Here is a 22,206-nt window from a genome sequence, read left to right as displayed (position 1 = left end):
TTATTAATTTTGGAAGGCTCAATATGTGCCGATTAGATAATTTGATGGTTAAGGAGAAACTTATGAAAAATAAGTTAAAAGTGATTACAGTTGTAATCTTGGTAATAGCAATAGTAGGCGTGGGGTTACATTTAAATAAAATAGCAACCTCACAACAAGCACTTCGAGCAAACGCAGTAGATACGGAGTCACAGGATCTAAGTGAGGCTAAGAACGGAACTATAAACGCCATTAAAGTCGAAGGTGATAACGCACTAGGCGTTGATGAGAATAGACTAGAATTAGGTAGCGATTTGGCCGAGGTTCCAGAAGCACAGGTTCCAGCTGATCCTAACAAGAAATTATCGAGTGGATCTACACTGCTAGAGGCGAAGACCTATATAGAGATGCAAAGAAAGAGATGTGTAGATAGAGGAAATACGCCAGAAGAAGTAATAGAAATAGTTACAGCGATAGCAATAAATTTTGGAACAACCATTGAAGAAGTAAATAGTTTACAAGTATCGCCTGAGCCAGTTGTGAAGCCAGCTGAAGCGACAAAGCCAAGTAGCGGAGCTGTTAAGCCAACTCAACCAACTCAACCAACTCAACCAACTCAACCAACTCAACAAAGCAGTAATGAAGACCTGACTGGAACACCTGGAGCATTCCCAAAAATGGATTGGGACCAGAACGGGGACGGCATAACTGATGGACATGAGGGTAATAGGGCCGAAGTTACTGGCACAACATCAGACCCCAACTTCACTAAAAATTTAAAGGCTCACTAACAACTAGTAAATCAGAACTTCACCACTCAAGTAGGGTTCTGATTTTTATATACAGATAATAATGATATAAACCTTAGAATGTTAATCAAATCTGATTTATTTGTTACAGTTTGCGTAAGCTTTATAGTGGTACAAGGAGGGATTTCGAGTATATGGTACCTCAAAAAGTTTACAGCATTAGTAGTCAAAAGGTAGGCACAAACCAATTAAGCTGGTAATACAGCTAAGAATAGGGTAAACAAGGCGACTTTCAATGGGAAACATTATGTATCAAATGGTAAACAAGGTAAGTTCAGAAGGGAAACATAGTGTATTTTGTGAGTACACTAAAGTGAAATTATCTTTTGACATGATAAACGTAGTAAGAAAAAGGATGGCATGTTAACGTTGTGTGAGTGCATTGAGATGAAATTTAATATTGACATTGAAATGCGTAGAAAGAAAAAGGGCAGCATGACAGAGCTAGGCGGTTTATCTGTGGAATTGTCATAGTAAACAAGTTAACTTCAAGTATCAGATTGAATTTCAGTGTCAACTATGTACTATTCTTTAGTAAACTCATAAAGGCATGTTGATAAAATGATTCGATAAAGAGGGTGGCCATAGCTTTCAGTATGCACGAGACTAATGGCAATAAAGAGGCTAAGTAAGTTTTATGGTATAAAACTTTATGCGGGATAGACGAAAAATATGTCTAAAAGAAGGAGGGGGACAAACCAAATAAGAAAATATTTTATGAAAATTGTATTACCTTTAGCAGCAAATGATTATTCAAGAAATCATGTACACCTAAAGAAAATGATTGATATATATATAGGGTTGCAGAGCAATCATTAGACTGTAAAAATAGGAGCTTCCTATAAGAGAGTAGGATCAAATAATGTTATTACTAACTCCCATAATATTTTTTTGAAAGCCAAGAAAACGACATGAGTGGTACAAAAAAGTACCAAAACCACAAGAAGATAAAGGCGAGTATTTGAATAACAGACATTATTTAAGAAAGAGTTTATCAGTGCATGATAGACTCTTTTTATAATTCATGGTGCACCTTTCATGTATTTCATTTATAGATTTTTCGGTCTTGTAATAACCAAAAAATCTTATATAATACACCCCCAATTATTGAAGAGGGGAGTGTGGAAGTTCATGAAGGACAAGCCAATAGCTCTTTTGATAAGGGCCAATCAAAATATTTTTAATCTTATGGCTATCGCTCGTAGAGCATTACTAGCCAATGGTCAGCTAGAGCAATCTAAGCGTATGGTCTTAGAAGTCCAACAGAGCAATACTTACCATGAAGGGTTAAACATCATTGGAAAATATGTATTATTTGGGGAGGCAATAGACGATGAGTAATAATGAGTTTACTGTGCTCCCTTTGATTCTGAAAATCAGCAACAAGGACATATCAAACATCATGGAAAAAGCCTTGGACCAAGGCAGTTGTTTACACTGGTGCTACAATATTGAATCAATGTACCAGAGTGAAATGGGATCAGTGTCAAGTATCATTTCAAATGGTGGAACACTATTGTTCTATGGCATGGAACAGGTTTACCAGCTAACAAAATCAAAGTTGATGTTAGGCATACAACAGGCTCTACCATATCTAACGCAATTTATCAAAGGAGATACCTTGGAGGTAAGCTCCATGAGCTCAGATGATGCAGATTTTATAATTCAAATGGCATTATGGAACGAAGTGCTCTTTGACTAAAAATGTAAGGTTGTTTCCATTTTTCAAGCTAATTCAGGCTCAATAAATGGAAGGCACAAGAGGTGTAGGCAAAAGCAAGTATGATTTAGCTTGATACAAAGCCAACAATCTGGAGGTAGTGGAGGTTTATAGGTTAAGTAAAATAGGTTTATAGGGATACAAACAAATTGTGGGTTGTAAAGCCATGGTTGACACTATGTACAAGGTTAAAATAGATAAACAAGAGCTATTTTAATCAAAAACACACATATTTTGATGTAAGCAAATAAATGTCAAGTTGTAAAGCCATAGTTGACACTATGACGACAAAGGATAAGATTATCAGCTTTCACAGTTTAAATGAAAACACAGAAATATTAAGTACCAAGCAATGATGGCTTGAAGGGCGCATTAGAGATATTGAGTGTAAAGCCATGATTGTCAAAGGTATGCTTTCAAATAAGCATGATTTAGATTATTAAGTATAATTTGAATCACTAGGAGGAAGTTTACCATGACATTAGATGAAGAATTACAACAATACAAAGAGAAGTTAGTGCAATGTAAAAAGACCATGGAATCAAACGAAAGAAAGATGGATTGCTTAATAAAGGAAAATACCTCTTTGAAAAACAAAATGTGGAACATCGAAAATATTGAGTTAGGCAACCTTAGAGTTGAAAATAAAACGCTTAAGGAAAAACAGACATATATAGAGCAAAAACATAATCAGAGATTAAAAGCCTTACGTGAGCACTATGAAGCTGAAGTAGTTAAAGCCAGGCGTATCGTTAAACATGAGGAGATATTAAACTGTTTATCAAGAAATAATGGCAATATAATAAAGGCCGCATTTGAATTGGGTATAAGCAGGCAAGCATTGTATCAGCGCCTAAATCGAGCAAATGGGTTAAAAAAGACACGGTAGGGACGATTAGAAGTAAGGCAATAAGAGTAGGGAAGAGGCGTTTAAATGGGACTACCAGCAAAAAAACAACAGTGAACAATAAGCTCCAACCCAACTAAATGGATTGGAGCTGTTCTATGTCTAAGAATGAAATGAGGAGTGCTAAGAGTGGAAAAGAAGCTACCAGCCAAAAGAGTCAACATTGTCACTATCAAAATAGTTAGAGAAGGCAGTGTGCTATACCAAAATCGAACCATAAACTCACCCTCAGATTCGGCTAATCTGCTCGAACCTTTTCTAAAAGACGAAGATCGTGAGTGTTTTCTAGTCGTTTGCCTAGACACGAAGAATCAGCCCACAGCAATTCATACAGTCAGTATTGGCACTTTGAACTCTAGCTTAGTTCATCCGAGGGAAGTATTTAAAGTGGCTCTGTTAGCCAATTCCAATGCATTGATCCTAGCTCATAATCATCCCAGCGGGGAACCGAAACCTAGTCAGGAAGACCTCGAAGTCACACGTAGACTTGTAGAAGCAGGAAAAATCTTAGGAATAGAAGTGATCGACCATATTATCATTGGAAGTAATTCTCGTTTTGTGAGCTTGAAAGAGCGTGGGGATATTTGAGAAAAGTGCGAAGCAAAAAGAAAAGGGGGATCAACCATGGAACCCATAGATATAGACGATGGCATTTACTTCTCTATCAAAAAGTGGTGGTAAGAATCGTTTAACTAGAAGAGTAATTCTTGAGGTAAACTAACCATTATTAAAAGCACTAGATTAGAGCAATTCTAAGGCTAGTGCTATTTTCCTAATCATGGTCAAAACAACACTCCATAGGTGAGTAATTTCTAAATAAGGATGAATATGACAGGGATTCTTTGCTTTGTGTCGAATAATCTAGTGGTGGTAATAAAAGGCAAGTAATAAAGCGGCAAAGTTTATTTATAAGAGAGGTTTCTATGCAAACAATAACAATACAATGGTCTGGAGCATTTAGCTTAGAAAGATTCGACCTATGTGTTTTAGCATCAGACAAGGGGATATATGCAATATCTCGTATATGGGGTAATTGGGAAACCCTACTATACATAGGTCGTACAAAAAGAGAGTTCCAAAAAAGGTTGAGGGAACATGATGCTTGGCTAAAACTGTACCGTGGTCAAATCAAAGTTAGAATTGGCCGAATAAAATCTCCAAGTATGACCTTTTCAGAAAAGTTACTAGCGGATGCAGAATGCTTATTAATTATTTCGAATGAAACAGTTGAGAATACTTCAAATGTAAGCACATACTCAGGAAGAGCATTAACAATCAATAACACTGGAAGAAGGGGCCTGTTAGAAAAATGGATTAGCTCCGATGATCTTGAAGATTATTAAAGTAGCAAAGCAGGGTACTAGTTAATAATTGAGTTTAGGTGAATCACAAGAGTTTTTCAATTAACTATACTGGCCGAGTTCATGCATTGGTACTTTGGCCATCATCACGGTGATATTTAGGTGGATGAGAGGCATACATTACACTATCAACACCTGGTAAGAATCGTTTGACTAGGTGGTAGTCAATTCTGGTGGTGAAATGACAAACAGACCTCAGTATATAAAAAATATACTGAGGTCTGTTTAATTAATCCCATCCAAATCACCACTATTCCGGTAATGGGATCCTGTTTAAAAGTGTCAATACTTTACCGTATTCTGGATTATATATACATTCTTCATATATAACTTCATCGGCCTGTGCATCTAAAAACCAGTATTTTGCAGGTACCTCTCCTTGGCGTATCTCTTCTATGCTACTTGGATTGTCAAAAAATGTGGCTGTGACACTCGCTGGATCTATCGTTGAGTTCAACGGTCTATTACCAGGATACGTCTTTAAAATCTTCCATTTTTCAGATTGAATAACAGCGAATTTGTCTTTAGCATATTCTACAAGTCTGTTTAGCAGTACAAAAACTGAGACATCATATTTTTCTAAAGCAAGCTGCTTCAAACTTTCCATACTTGCTCTTGTGTTGACGAAGTCTTTATGTAGATGAACTTGAGGCATAATTAATTTAGCGGCGAAATCATTAGCTTCCATTTCTTGAATATCTTCCGTTAGTAAAGTAGATGAGCTAGCTTTCCTTACATACGTTTGTTTGAGATGCCAGGGTATCACTGCATGACCTATTAATAATGCTGTAGTAAACTTCTTCCTTTGACTGTGTTTCTTTGTTGAGTTTAACACAATAATTTTTTGGGGCCCATTAAAAAGTATTCCTTCGTCTTCATTATCCAGTTCGTCCTCATAGATTAAAATATTCAACTTGCCTGCGATTTGGCGGACGTCAATTGGAAGAATGTCATTACTGTGATTTCTGAGAACCAATTCGGCAGAGTCCAATTCCATTGGCATTGGTACATTTCTATGATAATCAGAAGAGAGAAAAACTGCAAACTCAAGAAGTTTATCTTTATCCTGTACGGATAGGCCTTGAGTAATTTTTAATAAAAATTTTATTGTATCATCATGAATAACATCTGTGCTTAATTCTTTGCCGGAAACCAAATAATCAGTAGTAACATTTAATGCATTGGATAGTTTAACTATCGCTTCGTATGAGGGATTTCTTACTCCTGATTCATACTGGCTTATCGCTGGTGGTTGTAACCCGGCTCTTTTTGCCAGTTCTGTTTGGCTCAACCCTAATAGTTCACGTCTTTTTAGTATGCGTTCGGATACCGACACAACAATGCCTCCTTATAATACGTATAACAAATAAATAATACCATGAAGTTGATATCTTTGACAATAACAAATGTTACAAATAATGTTGCCATGCGTTATTGACAACCATTATAACACTTGTTATAATAAAAATTGCCAAGATGCATATTGGCTAAATATTAGAAAGAGGTGAAGATGGATGAAACAGATAACAGTAGTAATTAATGCCCAACCCAAAGAGGTTGAAAAGCGAAGTTATACTTTTCAAGAAGTAGTTGTGCTAGCCTTTGGAAGCTATGATGAATCACAGAAGTCGTATACTATGATATCAACTAGAAAAAATGATGATGGAGACAAACATGTAATTACGTATTCACTCGGAGACGAAATTAACATGAAAGAGGATATGAGGATAAATGTCGATTCAACTAATAGATCTTAATGATGACTTAAGAAAGCTTAAAATCGAAGGATATAATATTTCTATAGTCAATGCTAATTTAGTAGTGAAAGGGATACCCTATGTTAATAGGGAGAAAAAAGTGCTATTCGGTATACTTTATTGTCCTTTGACTTTATCAGGGGAAAAAACTGTACCACCTCAGGATCATACAGTAAGGTTTATGGGGGAGCATCCTTGTGATCAATTTGGGACGGAAAATAAGTCTTTCGTTAATTCTTATGATGTGAATACCTTAACTACAGATATTATTGGATCATATTATTTTTCTTCAAGACCTCAAAATGGGTATCCTGATTTTTATACAAAGATGACTAAGTATATCGAATTATTGTCTGCACCAGCAAAGTCCATAGACACTGGCGTTTCAGCACAAGCCTTTGAATATGAGGCTTATAGTGATATTAGTGTATTTAAGTACCCTGATACAAATACAGCAAGAGCAGGACTTTCTCATATATCTGATAGAATAAAGGATCAAAAAATAGCTATAGTAGGCTTGGGTGGAACAGGCTCTTTTGTGCTAGATTTTGTTAGCAAAACTCCGGTTAAACAAATTTCACTATTTGACGGAGATGTAATGTTAAATCATAATGCTTTCAGGATTCCTAGCGCAATGAGTTTAGATGAACTAAAGAAAAGACCAAGTAAGGTATCATATTTCAAGGGAAAATATGATGTTTTACGGGACGGTATCATAGAAAATGATGTCTTTATTAATGAGTCAAACGTAAATTTATTAGATGGACATGATTTTGTATTTTTAGCAATAGACAAAGCTGAGGCCAAAAAAGCGATTATTGATCATCTTGTACTTTCAAAAATTCCGTTTGTTGATTTGGGTATGGGAATAAGTGTTGTTGACAACTCATTAAGAGGACTTATAAGAAAAACGCTTGTTACACCCGATAACAACACTTATTTGTCTAAAATCGCAATGGAGCATATAGAAGATGAAAATGTATATTCTCAAAACATACAAATATCAGAATTAAATGCTTTAAATGCTATCTTAGGTATTATAACTTGGAAAAAACTTTATCGTTTTTATTTAACTGAAGAAATCTTCTATAATTCAACGTTTATAGTTGATGAAGAGGAGATAAAAAATGAGACATAAATTTGTAGAATACATTCCATCTGAAATTGAAAATAATATGCTTTATATATCACTTGAATACGATGTTGCAAAACACAAATGCGCCTGTGGATGTGGAACGGATATTGTGACAACTTTGTCACCGGCACGATGGAAGTTAACTTATGACGGTGAAACGGTATCTCTTTCTCCATCAATTGGTAACTGGGGTCATGAGTGTAAGTCCCATTATTTTATTACTAATGACAAGGTTGTATGGGCAGGTACTATCACTAAAAATCAAATGGCTCAAGTAGTAAGAAATGATAAAGAGTCGCTAAAAAGACACATTGAAAGTGCTCCGAAAGCAAATGGCTTTATTGATTGGATAAAAAATCTATTTAGATCTGGTTAAAGTAATTTTAGAATGCTATATACGATTATTACGTGTTTAGAAGCTTAGGGTGTGAGTTGATTAACAATTTAGCGTAGATTTAAAGATGAGGTTTAACAGGGTTTATAAGCATAGGGCTTATCCATTTAGGGATAGGCTCTTTTTGTTTTCCTGAACAAAAACTTAAAATATTATATACAGTCTTAAAAGATGACACTCATTTTAGCAAAACCTACATAGACGTGGTGCATCAGATTCAAAAAGAGTCATGAAGAACCATGGTACCCTTTAACTATGGAAAGCGAAACACTATAAGCAATCATGTTAAAGGAGGCAAGTTTAAATGAAGGCACAAGCATAAGGCAAAACATCTAAGCACTAGGACGAGCATTACCCTATCAGCATGTAGTAAGAATTGATTTAGTTTTTGAGTAAATGGTGGAAGGGATGTAAATTGATATCGACAGTTACTAAATCACTAGAAACATTTACAAAAAACCTCTAGAAACAATGGCCCATTTCAAGGGTGCGTGTTGGTGTGAAAATAGTAAGTCAGGATTTTTGTGAGATTGGAAAGTATGTTTAAACAGAGATTAAAGGATTAATCAGTCACACTTGATAGAAGATCTTGAGGATAAATTTGGTTTATAGGCTCCTACTACACTAGGAGCCATATTCATATGGAGAATTTTAAGAATCACCGGGTAAAAGATAATGTGCCTGTTCAAAGACATGTAAAGCAATTAATAGAAAGTGAAAATCAAATTTGAGCAGGAGGTGATAAGCATGTTAGATCAAAAGGTTGTCAAAATTTATACTGCTTTCGCACAATTGAACCGTTGGTTGTACAACAAGTACGAAGAATATGCTGATACCGGAGCTATGTACATGCCCTATTGCAAGAGCATAGATGACATCAATAATTGGGTTAATAAGGTGATAAACAGTGTTAATAAGAATAAGGTCAAAGTTACCAGCTATTATAACAAGCCAGGCATTTACAAGCTTAAAAACATAGGGTATTGGGAGGCGTTAGTTCTATTAAACCTTATAATCAGAGATGGCAAGCTAATAGATCGCTTTTTTGACATTGGGTGTGATCCAGAAGACCAGCTACATAAGCATCATCATATATGGGCAACCAAAAAACAACTTGGAACAATTGTTATAGTCTATGGTAATAATTTAATTGTAATAACAGTAAAAAGTGGACGTGCTGACTTAGATATTGAATTTCTGAACGAACGGAGATTATCAAGCGTTCGTATTTAATACAGTTTACAGGGTTCCCGTAAGCATATTGAGTTTTGAAGGAGACGAGTTGTTATGAAAATAGAGATTTCTGCATTTATGAAAAAGGGCGTTGCGATGATTGATGAACTAGTTTTGTACTTAAATCAACTAGGACCCGAAATTAAACCTGATGAGGTGGAGTGTATTGGTGCGGTGAATCATCGGGATGCAGTGATGTGGAATTGGGTAAATTACTTGGTTTATACAGACTCTACTAAATCGACTGTCAGAAATATTGATGCGTTAGCAGATAGAATTAATGCACAGTTTAGCGAATTAGAATGGGGGAGGAGAGGTGGCTGAGAATGGCTATAATAGAAAGTCTGATAGACAGATGGATTGGCTACAAAGGCAACTAAAAGAAAAAGATCGTGAACTTCAACGATTGACACAACTATTAATCGAGGCAAAAAAGCAATTCGAGGAATTAGAGAAAGAGAATTCAGAATCGAAACTATATAAGAGTGTGGTGGAGAACGGAAGCACAGAGGAACAACAACTACGAAAACAGTTAGAAGAGGCACAAGAGAGAATTCAAGAACTTGAAGAGAAACAGGTTTATCCGGCTGCCATGAAAAAGGATTCCAATGGAAACCCAATTACTAATGAGATTATTGTTGAACTTTTCGAGAGTGGTATGAATCCTAATCAAATAAGTAAATATCTTGGCAATATGACTCATCAGGGAATTCGGGCAAGACTTAAGAAATTAGTTTTATACTGTAACAAATGAATGAAAGGGGGTACCAACATGACAAGAGCTGAACTGATTGTAGAATTCTATGAGCAAGAGCGCCGAAGGCTTTTAACGTTAAGGGATGGTACTAGTTATAAACCTAAAGCAGGCCATAAAGAACAGTGGAAGGATTGTCATGAAAAACTTGATCTGCTAAAGCAAATGATTGGAGAAATAAGCAAAGAAGAAATTATTAAAAATGAAAAAACAGGTCATACTCAACAGGATTATATTGGAACATTTAGCGATTCACCTGCACTCTATTATAGTTGTAGATATAATTTTATTCCTGAGTATTATGTAAATATGAGTATCATGAATTCCGGTAATGAGGGGCACTATGACGAAAGGTTATTGAGATTAGCATATAATATCTGGGAGAGATGGTTCAAGCAGGGTAAAAACGGTAAGAACAGTAAGTATGAGTGTGAGAAAGAAAAACGGTCGGAAACAAACTATATCAGAGCAACGGTTATTGATGGTACAGTCACTCAGTTAAAGTGGTCTAACCGGAAGAAAAAGAATTAATAGTATCAGGGAAAGACGTGTTTGGTAGACTTGGAAGGTCAGGTTGTCTTTGGACGATCTGACCTTTTTTGTTTTTTATTGGTATATTTTAACGATATAAGGAGGAGATACACGGAAGATGTGGAAGGTATCATCAAAGGCAAGTTATAAAGGCTCATACAAGCTAATAATTGAAAGTTATTTATCATTTATTGGCTGTTGATAATTTGAAAGGGATTGTTTTTTTATGAGTGCACTTAAGACTGGGAAATTTAATGAATTTACTGTTCATACACTGAATGAACAATCAACTTTTCTACATATCAACTTGGCTGATTCACATAACTTTTATAGAGGTTTATTTGATTATTTTTTTGATGAAACTCGTTTATTGAGATATGCTGAAAACAAAATGAATTTGCATTTTGAACCCATGGTAAAGAACTATGTTACTTTGTTCAAACATTTAGGTTTGTATATTGATGATTATAACATCGAAAAAATTCCTGCTTCCATAGAGAATGAAGTACTCCTAATTCTTTCGGATGAATACGAGTTAGAGGATACTGGCGATGGTTACCTAAAAGTCCGATTAGATAAAATGGGTAAGATAGGAGAATACATATTCTGTAACTTGCTTTCAGAATATTTTGGGTTTGATTGTATCATTCCAAAGGTACATTTAACAACTGATCCCAACATGAATGTTTATGGCATTGATACTCTATTTTATTCTCATGAAAGTGACATGATTCTTTTCGGAGAATCTAAGCTAAGTAAATCTTTATCCAATGGTACTGGCTTAATTAACAAATCTCTACAAACGTACGAACAGCAGATTCAAGACGAATTCACTTTAATGCTGAGTAGTCGTTTTTTAAAAAATAATATGGGAATATTCGGTGATAAATATGCTGATGTTGTTGAGTTAAGTCTTTCAATCGGGCACTTTATTGAAAAGGCAGATGTAAAAAGGATCGGCATACCTATTTTTATTGCTCATGGAGCAGACGCTACACCAGATGCTATTTTTAAAAAATTATGTAAGATTAAAAAAGGTACAATGCTTGGGCTTAAAACGGTTTATATTGTGGTTTCGCTTCCGATTTTTAATAAGAGCAAAATGATAGCAGTCTTTACCCAAGGAATAGCTGAAAGGAGGGCGTACTATGAGCAAGAAGCATCAAAGTAATGACCCTCAAATTTTGAGAGAATACTATATAAGATCTTTAGCTACGGCACAGAATCCAACACAAAAAGCAAGGGAGCTTGCAGATGATCTGTTTGCATTAGATTTAACCGTATACTCAAATACTTATACATTGGATTCTGTCCTTTATTCAGCCTTGGCAGAATCAGTTTTAGATGATGAACTGTCATTGCACCCAGAACAAATTGAAATATTAAATCAAATTAAAAATAACGATGCACTTATTGTCAGCGCCCCAACTAGCTTTGGAAAAACCTACTGTATATTTGAGTATATTGCCCGTTATATGCCCCAAAACATTGTACTTGTAGTTCCTACTTTAGCTTTGGTAGATGAATACGTTAAGAGAGTAATTAAAAAATATCAAGGATTATTTTCGAGATTCAAAATTCATACACATATTGACGAAGAAAGGATTTATGATTTTGATCAAAACAACATATTCATTATTACCCATGACAGAGTAGTACAAGAAAGTGCTTATGAAATGATTAAGAAGATAAATTTTTTGGTAATTGACGAAGTATACAAATTGGAAACTGATCCTCAAAATGACAGAGTTTTAGTTTTAAATATGGCTTACTATCACTTGGCTCAAAAGGCTCAAAAATATGTTTTATTGGCACCGTTTATAAAATCGGTTGAGGACATAGAGCAATTGGAAAAACGTCCTGCGTTTTACAATACAACATATTCGCCGGTTGTTAATGAAGTCAGAAGTGTTAACATATTGCGACACGATGATCGTTATCCTGAATGTCAACTATTGTTAGCTAAATTACCGTTCGATGAAAAAACGTTAATCTATTTTCCTACTGTTACAGGAATTTACAAATACGTAAATGAATTTATTGCTAAAGAGCCTATCATTGATGAGTTAGATCAAACAGTGGAATTTTTTATGGAGTGGGCTAGAGATGAAATACATGAGGATTGGTGCGTCATCAAGGCAATGGAAAGAGGTTATTTAATTCATAATGGACAAATACCGATTGGCACAAAATTGTTCCAGTTAAATCTATATGAAAGCAGTGATGTTTTTAATCGCTTGCTCTGCACAGCTACACTCCTTGAGGGTGTAAACACAACTGCTAAAAGCATTATTATTACTAAGCCATCAAGAATGTCCGATAGGAACAACAATGACGCAGATTTCTCGGCCTTTGATTTTTATAACTTGGTTGGTCGAACTGGAAGGTTAAACAAGCATTTTATTGGAACAGCATATTATTTAAAAGCTCCAACTGATCCAGAATATAAAAAAATTGATGCAATCAAAAGCATAAAATTTGAATTGACCGACGAAAGTAAAGATATAGATATTCAAAAGGGCAACATAGCAGATCATCCTGATGTAATTGCATTCCTTCAAACATTAGGGATTACAATTGATGAATACCTGTTGGAAATCGGTAGTCGTCCAAGGTTTGAAACGGTAAAAGATATTTACAATCGTTATCAGGAGTGCAAGCAAGAATTACTACAAGAACTACAAGCGTTCCTAGACAATTCTCAACATGGAAGATTGAATTTAGTCAAGTGCCTATATTATATTGCCGAGGGTGCTCGCGATAATTACAGAGCGAATATTGTTAATAGCCTTTTACATAGAAGTCGTCCTAAAATTAAAACTGTAGTGGACAGTACAAAGAAGTATTTTGCTTCGAAAGGGATAGATAATATAATTTCTACAACAATAAGCATCAAAATGAGCTTCATCGAGCATCAATTTTATACCAAGGTAATGCTTGTACGGTATTTTATGAAATTGAAAAATATTGACATCTCATTGCTAAGTATTTTGGACAATAAAGTGATAGGTGCTATCGAATACCTTTACTTTTCTGATTCTAAACAAAAAAAGATGTTGCTCGATTTAGGGATTTATGAGCGAGATATTAATTTAATAATTCAAATAATCGGTAACGACTTTGATGATCTATTTGAGCTTAAAAAGCGTTTGTATGCAAGCTTTGATAAACTTCAAAGAGTTAGCTTTATTTCAAGGTATGTGATTCGCAATATTGTCTGATTGATTTCAATTATGCAAGTAATATGGGAAAGCAGGTATGTGTAAAAATACATGCCTTTATTACTTGTTTATATCCATCAAACTGTGTGAAAACTAAAAGTTGTAGAGTGATATATCAGAGATAGAGCACGTGGAGTGCGTGGTAGTAGGTAATTTGAAACGTTAAGTTTATAGGGTTTTAGAGAGAGACTGTTTTTAGGGTGTAAGTGCTTAGGGGAATATAAAAAGTTAGTATATTTATGAGCATCTGCTGAATGAAGGCAGGTGCTTTTCTACTTACCATTACACGATATATAGATTATAATGAAGGACAGGTCTATAGTAAATTATTTTTTTTGATTGTGGTTATTCATAACCTATAATTATTAATGGATAAAGCTGTACATTGCATAACGAAATAATTATAAGAAGAGGAGATATATTGTGGGTAATTTATCAAAGTTGAAAAGAGAGCATATGATTGAGTTCTTGAATAAATTGCGAGAGGAACATGGGGATGATGATACCATAATTGCAATCAACGAAATCGAGTCAGAGTTGACTAGCAAGAAGTATGGTTTGATTTGGGAAGAACACGAGGAACGTGTCGATGTCGAAATGAAAACTAAAATTCCTGTGTTTACAGAAATTATAGACAAGGAAATAATTACAGATGCCAGTCAGCCTTATAACTTTTTGTTAGAGGGAGACAATCTGCATAGCCTTAAATTGTTAGAGAAAACGCATAGAGGTGATATAGATGTAATCTATATCGACCCCCCTTACAATACCGGAAATAAGGATTTTATTTATGATGATACTTTTGTAAATTCAGAAGATGGTTATAAACATTCAAAGTGGTTATCATTTATGGATCAACGACTTCGTATTGCGAGAAAGTTGTTATCTGATACAGGTATTATCTTTATAAGTATTAGTGATATTGAGCAATCTCAGTTAAAGATTTTATGCGATGAGATATTTGATAATAATTTCATGGGACAAGTTATTCGCGGGACAGGCACACCCACAGGGCAAGGGACAAATGGGCTTGTTACAGAATATGATTATATTTTAGTATATGGTAGAACAGAGGATGCTAAAATATTAGGCGTAGCGTATGGTGAAGATGATTCAAAAATATACGATAAGTCTGATGAAGATGGTGCCTATCTTACAAGAACGTTGAGAAAGACGGGAAAAGAAGATAGAAGAGAAGATAGGCCTACTATGTGGTATCCTTTAGAAGCACCAGATGGTACATTTGTGTATCCATATGGACCGTCAGGCTATGAGAGTCGGTGGAGATGTAGTAAAAAAACCTATCTTGATTTTATAAGCGAGAAGAGAATAGAGTGGAAACAAGATAAAGATGGGGTTTGGAAAGTATATCTTAAATTCCGTTTTGAGGGAAAACTTAAGAGACCTACTACTTTATGGCTGGATAATGTAGGAAATAAAATGGCTACAAATGAAATTAAAGCTATTTTTGGAAAAGATGTTTTCAGCCATCCAAAGCCAGTTCGGTTAATTATAGATTGTTTAAAGATTTCTACAAACAAGTCATCTACAGTGTTAGATTTCTTTGCAGGTAGTGGAACAACAGGACAAGCTGTATTAGAGCTTAATAAGCAAGATGGTGGAAATAGAAAATTTATTTTATGCACAAACAATCAGAATGATATTTGTAAGAATGTTACCTACGAAAGAATGTATAAAGTAATTCATGGTTATGAGTTTAAAGGTAAGAAAGAAAGTATCCTCATGGAACAAGCCTTATCGTATGATGACCTTACAAAAATAGATGCAATTATGAAAGAGGTTGAAACTATAGAAGAAAATAGCAAAGAAAATTTCAATAAAATAATAAAGGAGTTTAAAGAAGGAGTTCTTAGAGTTATCGGAAGAGATACAATTAGAGAAAGAGTTGAGGGAATATCTGCAAACTTAATGTATTATGAGACTAATTTTATTGAAAAGTTTTCATATGATGTTGAACACAATTTCAAAGATGAGTTATTAACTCATATCGTTGAAATGGTACAGCTTGAGCAGGGTATAAAAATTGATAATACTAACTATATTCTTTTGCTAACAGATGATAATGTAGATGAAATTGAGCGAGATAAAGAACGTCTTAAAAATTGTAAAGGTATCTACATCTCATCTCAGGTATTACTGACTAGAAGTCAGGAAGCTTTGTTTGATAACTTGGGCATTGAGTTAATCCCTATACCAGAGTATTACTTTAATACTGAGTTAAGGGAGGTTGGAGAACTATGATAGGTTTACCGAAGGGATTATTTGATTTTCAAAAGGATTGTGTGGGGTATTTACTTAATGCTACGTCTGCGGGTGATAAAGATACTGTAGTGGTTAAAGCACCGACGGGAGCTGGAAAGACAATTATCTTAATTGATTACATTGATAAGTATCTAAGCACCATTAATCCAAATATATCCTTTGTATGGCTTTGCCCAGGCAAGGGAGATTTGGAGGAACAGAGTAGACAAAAAATGTTAAGGCATCTACCTAATGGAAATTCAAAGAATTTATTTGATATCTTAACAACAGGTTTCCAAGCAGGCGATACCACTTTTGTCAATTGGGAGTTAGTTACCAACAAGAAGAATAAAGCCATCACAGAGAGTGAAAGAAAAAATCTTTTTGAACGTATTGCAGATGCTCATAGAGATGGTATTCAGTTTATCTTAATTATTGATGAAGAACATTCAAATGATACCAATAAGGCTAAAGATATTATTAATTCTTTTGCATCGTTATCTATAGTAAGAGTATCTGCTACAGCTAAAGAAAATAAGTTGTATAACTTCTATGAAATACCAGAGATTGATGTTATAAACTCAGGTCTTATTACAAGAGCTTTATATATCAATGAGGGGGTAGAAGCAAGCACTACAATTGATAATGAACATGAGTATTTGATCGAGTTAGCAAATACAAAGAGAAAAGCTATAGCAGATGATTATAACGATAAAGGCAAAAATATTAGACCTTTGGTATTAATCCAATTCCCAGATATGTCAACAGAATTGATTGAGCGCATCGAGGAAAAACTAGAGTCTATGGGGTATACTTATGAAAATAAGTTAGTTGCCAAGTGGATGAGCGATAGCAATGATAAAATCAACAAAGAAGGCATTGAAAAACTCGATGCGCAGCCTATCTTTTTACTAATGAAACAGGCAATAACCACAGGATGGGATTGCCCAAGAGCAAAGGTTCTGGTAAAGCTCCGTGAAAATATGAGTGAGGATTTCACAATTCAGACTATCGGCAGATTAAGGCGTATGCCAGAGGCTAAACATTATGAGGATGATTTGTTAGATAATTGCTACCTGTATACATTTGACGAAAAGTATCGTCAGAGTATTAAGCAAGAAATCTCTAATGCATTCGATATTAAAAGGGTATTTCTGAAGAATAAGTGTAAGACTTTTACTTTAGAGAAACAGTTGAAAGATTTAGACTTTGATGGTCTTGGTGAAAGGGAAACTTATAAAATAGTGCATAAATTTTTTACAGATAAGTACAACCTAACAACTAAAAAAAAGGACAATAGAACAATACTTGAGTATAAGGGGTATATTATCAACGATGAGTTGATACGAGTAGCTAGGCAAGGCAAATTCATTAAGACAGATTCGATATTAGATTCAGATATTGGAGCATTTATTGAAACACGTAGAGAAGTTAATACTCATAAACATGGTATTGAATTAATGCACTCAATAGATGCAGTAAAGTCAGCAATAGGAATTAAACAAGGTAAGTTAAGAACAATACTAGAGAGATTGTTCCGAAATAATTCATTGAATAATGATAAGCTCTTAAGTCTTAATACAAAAGAGTTCTATGCTTTTATTATTAATAATGAGCATAAGCTTAAAGAAGAGTTTAGAGAGGCCACAAGTCAGATTGCTACTCAAAGCTCTTTTGCTTACCTTCCTAAGAAGATTGAATTTAGAATTCCTGAACAAGATTTAATTAAGTATGATGCATCTGAAACAGATGTTGTGGAAATATTAAGTAATGCTTATCAAGAGTATCCATCTTCAGCATTAGTTGATGGTATTCGTTCATTACCTGAGAGATTATTTGAGAGATATTGCGAAAGTAAAACGTCTGTTGATTGGGTGTATAAGAACGGTGATAATGGACAGCAATATTTCTCTATTGTGTATGTTGATACGTTACAAAAGCAATGGCTTTTCTATCCGGACTACATAGTGAAGCTTAAGAATGATGATGTATGGATTATAGAAACCAAAGGTGGAGAGCAGAAGTATAATCAGAGCAAGAATATTGACCGTCAAGTAGAAAACAAGTTTGAAGCATTCAAGCAGTATGCTCAGGATAAGAATATCAAATGGGGTTTTGTTCGTGACAAAAATGAATACCTCAAGATAAACAATACAGAGTATACAGATAGTATGCAAGAAGAACATTGGAAACCATTATCAAGTGCATTCTAATGAAGATTTTGGTAAATTCATTTTGATCAAAATTTAATACTAAAACTGTAATCTTTTCCTTCGATCAGATTATACATATCAAATTTATAAGACTGAACCCCTCTGAGGGTTCAGTTTTTGTTCTAAAAATTTAAGTTATTATTCATAGTACTAAGGAATACATTAAAAGAGAACATTTATTTCAATATTGATAAAGCATGGGGCAAACTAAATATTTTAATTATAGACGATAGAACTATGGCAAATAGATTTAGCCACTTCTTCGAAAAATGAGCTAGCATACTTATATCGTTTGTAAGATAACTGTTCAAGAGTACATGTCACTTACTGTATTTCAAAAGGAGAGGTGAATAATGTACTATATCTTTATAATTAGTGATATTGAGCTTAAAGAAAGAATTCTTCAGTCTAGGGAAATATTAGATTATTTATTAGGGAATGGATTATGGGCTTTTAATTCAAGGGCTCCGTACTTAAAGAAATTAAAACAAGATGATAAGGTATTAGTGTATGTTGCAGGTAAAAAAAATAGTGCATTTATTGCATGTTTTACGCTTGCAAGTCAGCCGTTAAAAGTAACCCATAATCAGAGTGAACCAATTTGGTTGTTTCAATATCCATATAGAGTTTCAATTGTGGATATTGAACAATTTATGCTAGGGTTACCAATAGCAAATATCATTGATAAACTAGATTTCATACAAAATAAAAAGTATTATGGGATATACTTTAGAAAGTCTATTAAGGCAATAAGTGAAAAGGACTATACTGAAATCCTTCGGAGTATGCATCAAATAAACGATTGAAAAGGAAAAAAGATGTTATTTTTTTTCTGATTATGGATTTTAAACATATACAATGAAATGGTTGACGGATCATTCGAAGATGAGCAAGGGTGAGTATCTAGAATAGAAGAAAATTAGGAAACCTTGTCAACTTAAGTTAATCATTCTGATGCTGAATAAGCGTCTTTTTGGCTTCCTTTCGAAAACTGTAAAACATTAGCAGGAATTAAACAGTTTTTGTATAATTGTTTACATAGGTGATTTAAAAATGATAGAATCCCAAACTGTAGATTTATTATTGATTGCATTACTACCATTGAGCAAAACCGTATCAACAGCCTAGTTGTTCAGCAATTACTGCTTCCAGGAGCCAGGGTGTGGAACGATATAATATTTGGGAAGTTACATCGGAATGATTGCCAATCATTAAACACGAAGTCAATCTGTGGGCAAACCACTGAATGAATGTCATTGACTGGGAGGTAATCCTCTGAAAAAAGTATATAAGCTACTGTTACTTTTCTGCACTTTAAATATTGTGGATTACTCAACTACGATGCTAGCAATAAGCCATGGGGCAGTAGAAGGGAATCCAATAGCAGATTACTTTGTCAGCAATAATACTCTCCATTTTTATAAACTGATTGGAGTTGGGTTACTTAGTATATTTTTAATACATGTGGCAAAAAGCAATTTGAAAAATCAGTTGAGCGTGATAAGGGTGCTGTGGGCGACCAATTTAGTATTTGGTTTAATTTGTATTTATAACGTAGTTGCGTATTTTATACAGAAGTATGATTTCGCACTTAGATAATATAGAAGATGCAATTGTATTCTGCACTGACTACGATTATACGCCAAAGCTTTTAACAGCAAGGGCGTATTTTTTATTGATAATCTCACAGAAGTTGGCTATAATAAGAACAAACGTTCTGATTATACCAAATACATGTACTGAGAGGCGATTGATATGACAGATTTATGTGGTGATTGTAATCGAAAGACTTATTGCATAGAGCCTTGTGAATTATGGCTAATCCAGAATGACAAATGTCCAGTATGCCAAAATAAACTCATCCGTTCTGGAGGCTGTACTGAGTGCATAACTGGGGATTGGGCGAAGTGTGGTTAATATGAAAGTAATTATGGAATCATGGTTTTTATGAGCAAACGAATAATATTTCATATTGATGTGAATTCTGCGTATTTGTCTTGGGAGGCAGTTCACAGGATTCAGCATGGTGACCCATTAGACCTCAGAACAGTACCTTCTGTAGTTGGTGGCGATCCGCTGACTCGTCATGGAATCGTTTTAACAAAATCCATTCCTGCCAAAAAATTTAACATACAAACAGGTGAGAGTATATTCAGTGCTAGTGCGAAATGTCCTGACCTGATTATCGTTCGACCCAACTATTCATTGTATATGCAGTGTTCTAAAGCTTTTGGTGATATTCTTCGTGAGTATTCACCGTTGATCGAGCAGTATAGCATAGATGAATACTTTTTAGATTTCACCAACATGGAACGACTATATAAAGACCCGGTGAAAGCAGCTTACACAATTAAAGATCGAATTAAAAATGAGCTTGGCTTTACTGTTAATATCGGTATCTCTTCTAACAAAATACTCGCTAAGATGGCATCCGAACTAAAGAAACCTGATAAGGTTCACACAATCTTTCCGGAAGAGATCGCAGAGAAGATGTGGGTGCTACCTATTGAGGAACTTTTCATGGTTGGTAGAGCAACTGCGAAGAAGTTGAGGAGCAGGGCAATTAATACGATTGGCGATCTAGCCAATTATGATCCTAAGCTCATTAAGCTATTTTTAATGAGCCATGGTATGTTGGTCTGGAATTACGCTAACGGAATTGAATTTAGTCCAGTTAGAGAAAATAGAAGACCCATGATTAAAGGCATTGGAAACTCAACCACCATTGCTTTCGACGTTGAGGATAAAGGAACTGCACATTTGGTTTTGTTGTCATTAACGGAGACTGTTGCTGCAAGGTTAAGGCAATCAGGCTATTGTGCTAGGTTAGTATCTGTTTCTTTAAGAACAAACGAGTTTTATAATTGTTCTCATCAGCGGAAGATATTCTCGGCAATTGATTGTACAAACGCTATACATGAACTTGCATGTGAACTGTTCGATGAGCTTTGGAAGGGTGAACCTGTTCGACATTTGGGAGTTCGTGTTTCTGAGCTATGTCAAAATGATTTTAGGCAACTCTCGCTTTTTGAGAAAGACTACGAGAAGCAGAGGACAGTTGATCGAGCAGTAGATTCAATACGTTTGAAGTATGGGAATGCATCAGTATTTAGATCAGCATTTTTAAATAGCGGAGTGCGCTTTAGTACTGGAGGAACAATGGATGACGAGGAATACCCGATGATGTCTAGTTTATTATAACAAAACGAAGACACAAGTTTTCGATGGAATAAAATAGGAGTGGCTTTGAGGATGAAGATCCAAAGCCTGGAAAGTAAAGAAAGCATTGTAACTGTTACGATTTAATAGTTACAAATAAAATTTTTAAGTTTAGTGATTTAGCTATTGAAGTTTATTGAGGAATGTATTACCATCTTTTCCCGAGTTAAGGTAAGAGTTTAAATGGGAAGGGATGTTAAAAAAATGTTTCAAAACAACAACAGATATATCACGAGAGGAATTAAAGAAAAAATCAATGAACTCAATCCAGTGATCTTCTTGACGCTTTGGCAATTGATCGATGAGCTTGAGATGGAAAAAATTGACTATCTACAAGTTTTTACTCTGCGAAAGATATCTGGAAAGCGAAATATACAGGAAGTGGAACATACTATGGAGGAGCCTCCATATAAGAGTATTCATCGGTTTTATAGTGAAATGGCAATTGATGCAAAGGTGTTTGTAATTGATGACGGATGTGAGTACTCAGTAATGATGCTAGCTGAAGAGTATTAAGTTTATTGGGAGATACCTTGTTAAATCAGGGTATCTCCCATAAATATTAGGAGGGCATGAAGAGGTGGATAACAAGTTGAAATTGCAAGAGATATTGGATCGAGGCGAATAAGCAAGCACTGAACGAAGAACTAACAGATTGTGAGATATGTATATTGGATGTCCACGAAGGAATGTTCAAGGAAGGAAAGCAGG

At 34.8% G+C, this 22,206-nt stretch carries 22 protein-coding genes; 21 read left to right on the top strand and 1 reads right to left on the bottom strand.

The window, feature by feature from the left end:
• Positions 1-62 precede the first annotated feature (62 nt).
• From ACYQ3Q_RS06780 to ACYQ3Q_RS06755, 6 genes are all read left to right on the top strand, one after another.
• The gene (locus tag ACYQ3Q_RS06780; RefSeq protein WP_459927847.1) at positions 63-770 is read left to right on the top strand and encodes a hypothetical protein; all 708 of its coding nucleotides are present in this window, start codon (positions 63-65) and stop codon (positions 768-770) included.
• Positions 771-1,919: 1,149 nt separating this feature from the next.
• Positions 1,920-2,129: a hypothetical protein gene (locus tag ACYQ3Q_RS06775; protein WP_459927846.1), complete on the top strand. Its 210-nt coding sequence runs from the start codon at positions 1,920-1,922 to the stop codon at positions 2,127-2,129.
• On the top strand, positions 2,122-2,490 hold the full coding sequence (locus ACYQ3Q_RS06770; RefSeq protein WP_459927845.1) for a hypothetical protein: 369 nt from the start codon (positions 2,122-2,124) through the stop codon (positions 2,488-2,490). The genes ACYQ3Q_RS06775 and ACYQ3Q_RS06770 overlap by 8 nt, the downstream gene beginning before the upstream one ends.
• Before the next feature lie 493 nt (positions 2,491-2,983).
• Positions 2,984-3,397: a helix-turn-helix domain-containing protein gene (locus ACYQ3Q_RS06765; RefSeq protein WP_459927844.1), complete on the top strand. Its 414-nt coding sequence runs from the start codon at positions 2,984-2,986 to the stop codon at positions 3,395-3,397.
• Positions 3,398-3,544: 147 nt separating this feature from the next.
• Complete coding sequence (locus ACYQ3Q_RS06760) at positions 3,545-4,003, top strand: JAB domain-containing protein (protein ID WP_459927843.1); 459 nt, start codon at positions 3,545-3,547, stop codon at positions 4,001-4,003.
• A 335-nt stretch (positions 4,004-4,338) separates the two neighbouring features.
• Positions 4,339-4,758, top strand: coding sequence for a hypothetical protein (locus tag ACYQ3Q_RS06755; protein ID WP_459927842.1), 420 nt, complete (start codon positions 4,339-4,341; stop codon positions 4,756-4,758).
• 268 nt (positions 4,759-5,026) lie between these two features.
• On the opposite strand, the gene ACYQ3Q_RS06750 is transcribed toward ACYQ3Q_RS06755, so the two are convergent.
• Positions 5,027-6,112: a helix-turn-helix domain-containing protein gene (locus tag ACYQ3Q_RS06750; RefSeq protein ID WP_459927841.1), complete on the bottom strand. Its 1,086-nt coding sequence runs from the start codon at positions 6,110-6,112 to the stop codon at positions 5,027-5,029.
• A 178-nt stretch (positions 6,113-6,290) separates the two neighbouring features.
• On the opposite strand from ACYQ3Q_RS06750, the gene ACYQ3Q_RS06745 reads away from it, so the two are divergent.
• The 15 genes from ACYQ3Q_RS06745 (at position 6,291) to ACYQ3Q_RS06675 (ending at position 22,011) form a co-directional block, all read left to right on the top strand.
• Positions 6,291-6,533: a hypothetical protein gene (locus ACYQ3Q_RS06745; protein WP_459927840.1), complete on the top strand. Its 243-nt coding sequence runs from the start codon at positions 6,291-6,293 to the stop codon at positions 6,531-6,533.
• Positions 6,508-7,671, top strand: a complete 1,164-nt coding sequence (locus tag ACYQ3Q_RS06740; protein ID WP_459927839.1) for a ThiF family adenylyltransferase — start codon at positions 6,508-6,510, stop codon at positions 7,669-7,671. The genes ACYQ3Q_RS06745 and ACYQ3Q_RS06740 overlap by 26 nt, the downstream gene beginning before the upstream one ends.
• Positions 7,661-8,044, top strand: a complete 384-nt coding sequence (locus ACYQ3Q_RS06735; protein ID WP_459927838.1) for a ubiquitination-like system serine protease family protein — start codon at positions 7,661-7,663, stop codon at positions 8,042-8,044. Before ACYQ3Q_RS06740 ends, ACYQ3Q_RS06735 begins: the two co-directional genes overlap by 11 nt.
• Before the next feature lie 765 nt (positions 8,045-8,809).
• The gene (locus ACYQ3Q_RS06730) at positions 8,810-9,295 is read left to right on the top strand and encodes a hypothetical protein (protein WP_459927837.1); all 486 of its coding nucleotides are present in this window, start codon (positions 8,810-8,812) and stop codon (positions 9,293-9,295) included.
• Positions 9,296-9,349: 54 nt separating this feature from the next.
• Complete coding sequence (locus ACYQ3Q_RS06725) at positions 9,350-9,619, top strand: hypothetical protein (RefSeq protein WP_459927836.1); 270 nt, start codon at positions 9,350-9,352, stop codon at positions 9,617-9,619.
• Complete coding sequence (locus ACYQ3Q_RS06720) at positions 9,612-10,049, top strand: hypothetical protein (RefSeq protein ID WP_459927835.1); 438 nt, start codon at positions 9,612-9,614, stop codon at positions 10,047-10,049. The genes ACYQ3Q_RS06725 and ACYQ3Q_RS06720 overlap by 8 nt, the downstream gene beginning before the upstream one ends.
• Before the next feature lie 18 nt (positions 10,050-10,067).
• Positions 10,068-10,580, top strand: coding sequence for a hypothetical protein (locus ACYQ3Q_RS06715; RefSeq protein WP_459927834.1), 513 nt, complete (start codon positions 10,068-10,070; stop codon positions 10,578-10,580).
• 226 nt (positions 10,581-10,806) lie between these two features.
• Positions 10,807-11,751 carry a Hachiman antiphage defense system protein HamA gene (locus tag ACYQ3Q_RS06710; protein WP_459927833.1) on the top strand — a complete coding sequence of 315 codons (945 nt, stop codon included), beginning with the start codon at positions 10,807-10,809 and terminating at the stop codon, positions 11,749-11,751.
• Entirely contained in the window at positions 11,729-13,801 is a 2,073-nt protein-coding gene (locus ACYQ3Q_RS06705) for a DEAD/DEAH box helicase (protein WP_459927832.1), read from the top strand. The genes ACYQ3Q_RS06710 and ACYQ3Q_RS06705 overlap by 23 nt, the downstream gene beginning before the upstream one ends.
• Before the next feature lie 423 nt (positions 13,802-14,224).
• The gene (locus ACYQ3Q_RS06700; RefSeq protein ID WP_459927831.1) at positions 14,225-16,063 is read left to right on the top strand and encodes a site-specific DNA-methyltransferase; all 1,839 of its coding nucleotides are present in this window, start codon (positions 14,225-14,227) and stop codon (positions 16,061-16,063) included.
• Complete coding sequence (locus tag ACYQ3Q_RS06695; protein WP_459927830.1) at positions 16,060-18,276, top strand: DEAD/DEAH box helicase family protein; 2,217 nt, start codon at positions 16,060-16,062, stop codon at positions 18,274-18,276. The genes ACYQ3Q_RS06700 and ACYQ3Q_RS06695 overlap by 4 nt, the downstream gene beginning before the upstream one ends.
• Before the next feature lie 353 nt (positions 18,277-18,629).
• Positions 18,630-19,082, top strand: a complete 453-nt coding sequence (locus ACYQ3Q_RS06690) for an EVE domain-containing protein (protein WP_459927829.1) — start codon at positions 18,630-18,632, stop codon at positions 19,080-19,082.
• Between the two features lie 454 nt (positions 19,083-19,536).
• Entirely contained in the window at positions 19,537-19,875 is a 339-nt protein-coding gene (locus tag ACYQ3Q_RS06685; RefSeq protein ID WP_487247258.1) for a DUF5658 family protein, read from the top strand.
• A 348-nt stretch (positions 19,876-20,223) separates the two neighbouring features.
• Entirely contained in the window at positions 20,224-21,477 is a 1,254-nt protein-coding gene (locus ACYQ3Q_RS06680) for a DNA polymerase Y family protein (protein ID WP_459927827.1), read from the top strand.
• Positions 21,478-21,699: 222 nt separating this feature from the next.
• Entirely contained in the window at positions 21,700-22,011 is a 312-nt protein-coding gene (locus ACYQ3Q_RS06675; RefSeq protein WP_459927826.1) for a DUF960 family protein, read from the top strand.
• Positions 22,012-22,206: the final 195 nt, after the last annotated feature.

This window comes from Desulfosporosinus burensis (genome assembly GCF_054657535.1).
This window is presented reverse-complemented; position numbering and strand designations above follow the sequence as displayed.

Coding starts and splice junctions, on each gene's coding strand:
- ACYQ3Q_RS06780 (WP_459927847.1), top strand. CDS start 63: ATGAAAAATAAGTTAAAAGTGATTACAGTTGTAATCTTGGTAATAGCA.
- ACYQ3Q_RS06775 (WP_459927846.1), top strand. CDS start 1,920: ATGAAGGACAAGCCAATAGCTCTTTTGATAAGGGCCAATCAAAATATT.
- ACYQ3Q_RS06770 (WP_459927845.1), top strand. CDS start 2,122: ATGAGTAATAATGAGTTTACTGTGCTCCCTTTGATTCTGAAAATCAGC.
- ACYQ3Q_RS06765 (WP_459927844.1), top strand. CDS start 2,984: ATGACATTAGATGAAGAATTACAACAATACAAAGAGAAGTTAGTGCAA.
- ACYQ3Q_RS06755 (WP_459927842.1), top strand. CDS start 4,339: ATGCAAACAATAACAATACAATGGTCTGGAGCATTTAGCTTAGAAAGA.
- ACYQ3Q_RS06745 (WP_459927840.1), top strand. CDS start 6,291: ATGAAACAGATAACAGTAGTAATTAATGCCCAACCCAAAGAGGTTGAA.
- ACYQ3Q_RS06740 (WP_459927839.1), top strand. CDS start 6,508: ATGTCGATTCAACTAATAGATCTTAATGATGACTTAAGAAAGCTTAAA.
- ACYQ3Q_RS06735 (WP_459927838.1), top strand. CDS start 7,661: ATGAGACATAAATTTGTAGAATACATTCCATCTGAAATTGAAAATAAT.
- ACYQ3Q_RS06730 (WP_459927837.1), top strand. CDS start 8,810: ATGTTAGATCAAAAGGTTGTCAAAATTTATACTGCTTTCGCACAATTG.
- ACYQ3Q_RS06725 (WP_459927836.1), top strand. CDS start 9,350: ATGAAAATAGAGATTTCTGCATTTATGAAAAAGGGCGTTGCGATGATT.
- ACYQ3Q_RS06715 (WP_459927834.1), top strand. CDS start 10,068: ATGACAAGAGCTGAACTGATTGTAGAATTCTATGAGCAAGAGCGCCGA.
- ACYQ3Q_RS06710 (WP_459927833.1), top strand. CDS start 10,807: ATGAGTGCACTTAAGACTGGGAAATTTAATGAATTTACTGTTCATACA.
- ACYQ3Q_RS06705 (WP_459927832.1), top strand. CDS start 11,729: ATGAGCAAGAAGCATCAAAGTAATGACCCTCAAATTTTGAGAGAATAC.
- ACYQ3Q_RS06695 (WP_459927830.1), top strand. CDS start 16,060: ATGATAGGTTTACCGAAGGGATTATTTGATTTTCAAAAGGATTGTGTG.
- ACYQ3Q_RS06690 (WP_459927829.1), top strand. CDS start 18,630: ATGTACTATATCTTTATAATTAGTGATATTGAGCTTAAAGAAAGAATT.
- ACYQ3Q_RS06680 (WP_459927827.1), top strand. CDS start 20,224: ATGAGCAAACGAATAATATTTCATATTGATGTGAATTCTGCGTATTTG.
- ACYQ3Q_RS06675 (WP_459927826.1), top strand. CDS start 21,700: ATGTTTCAAAACAACAACAGATATATCACGAGAGGAATTAAAGAAAAA.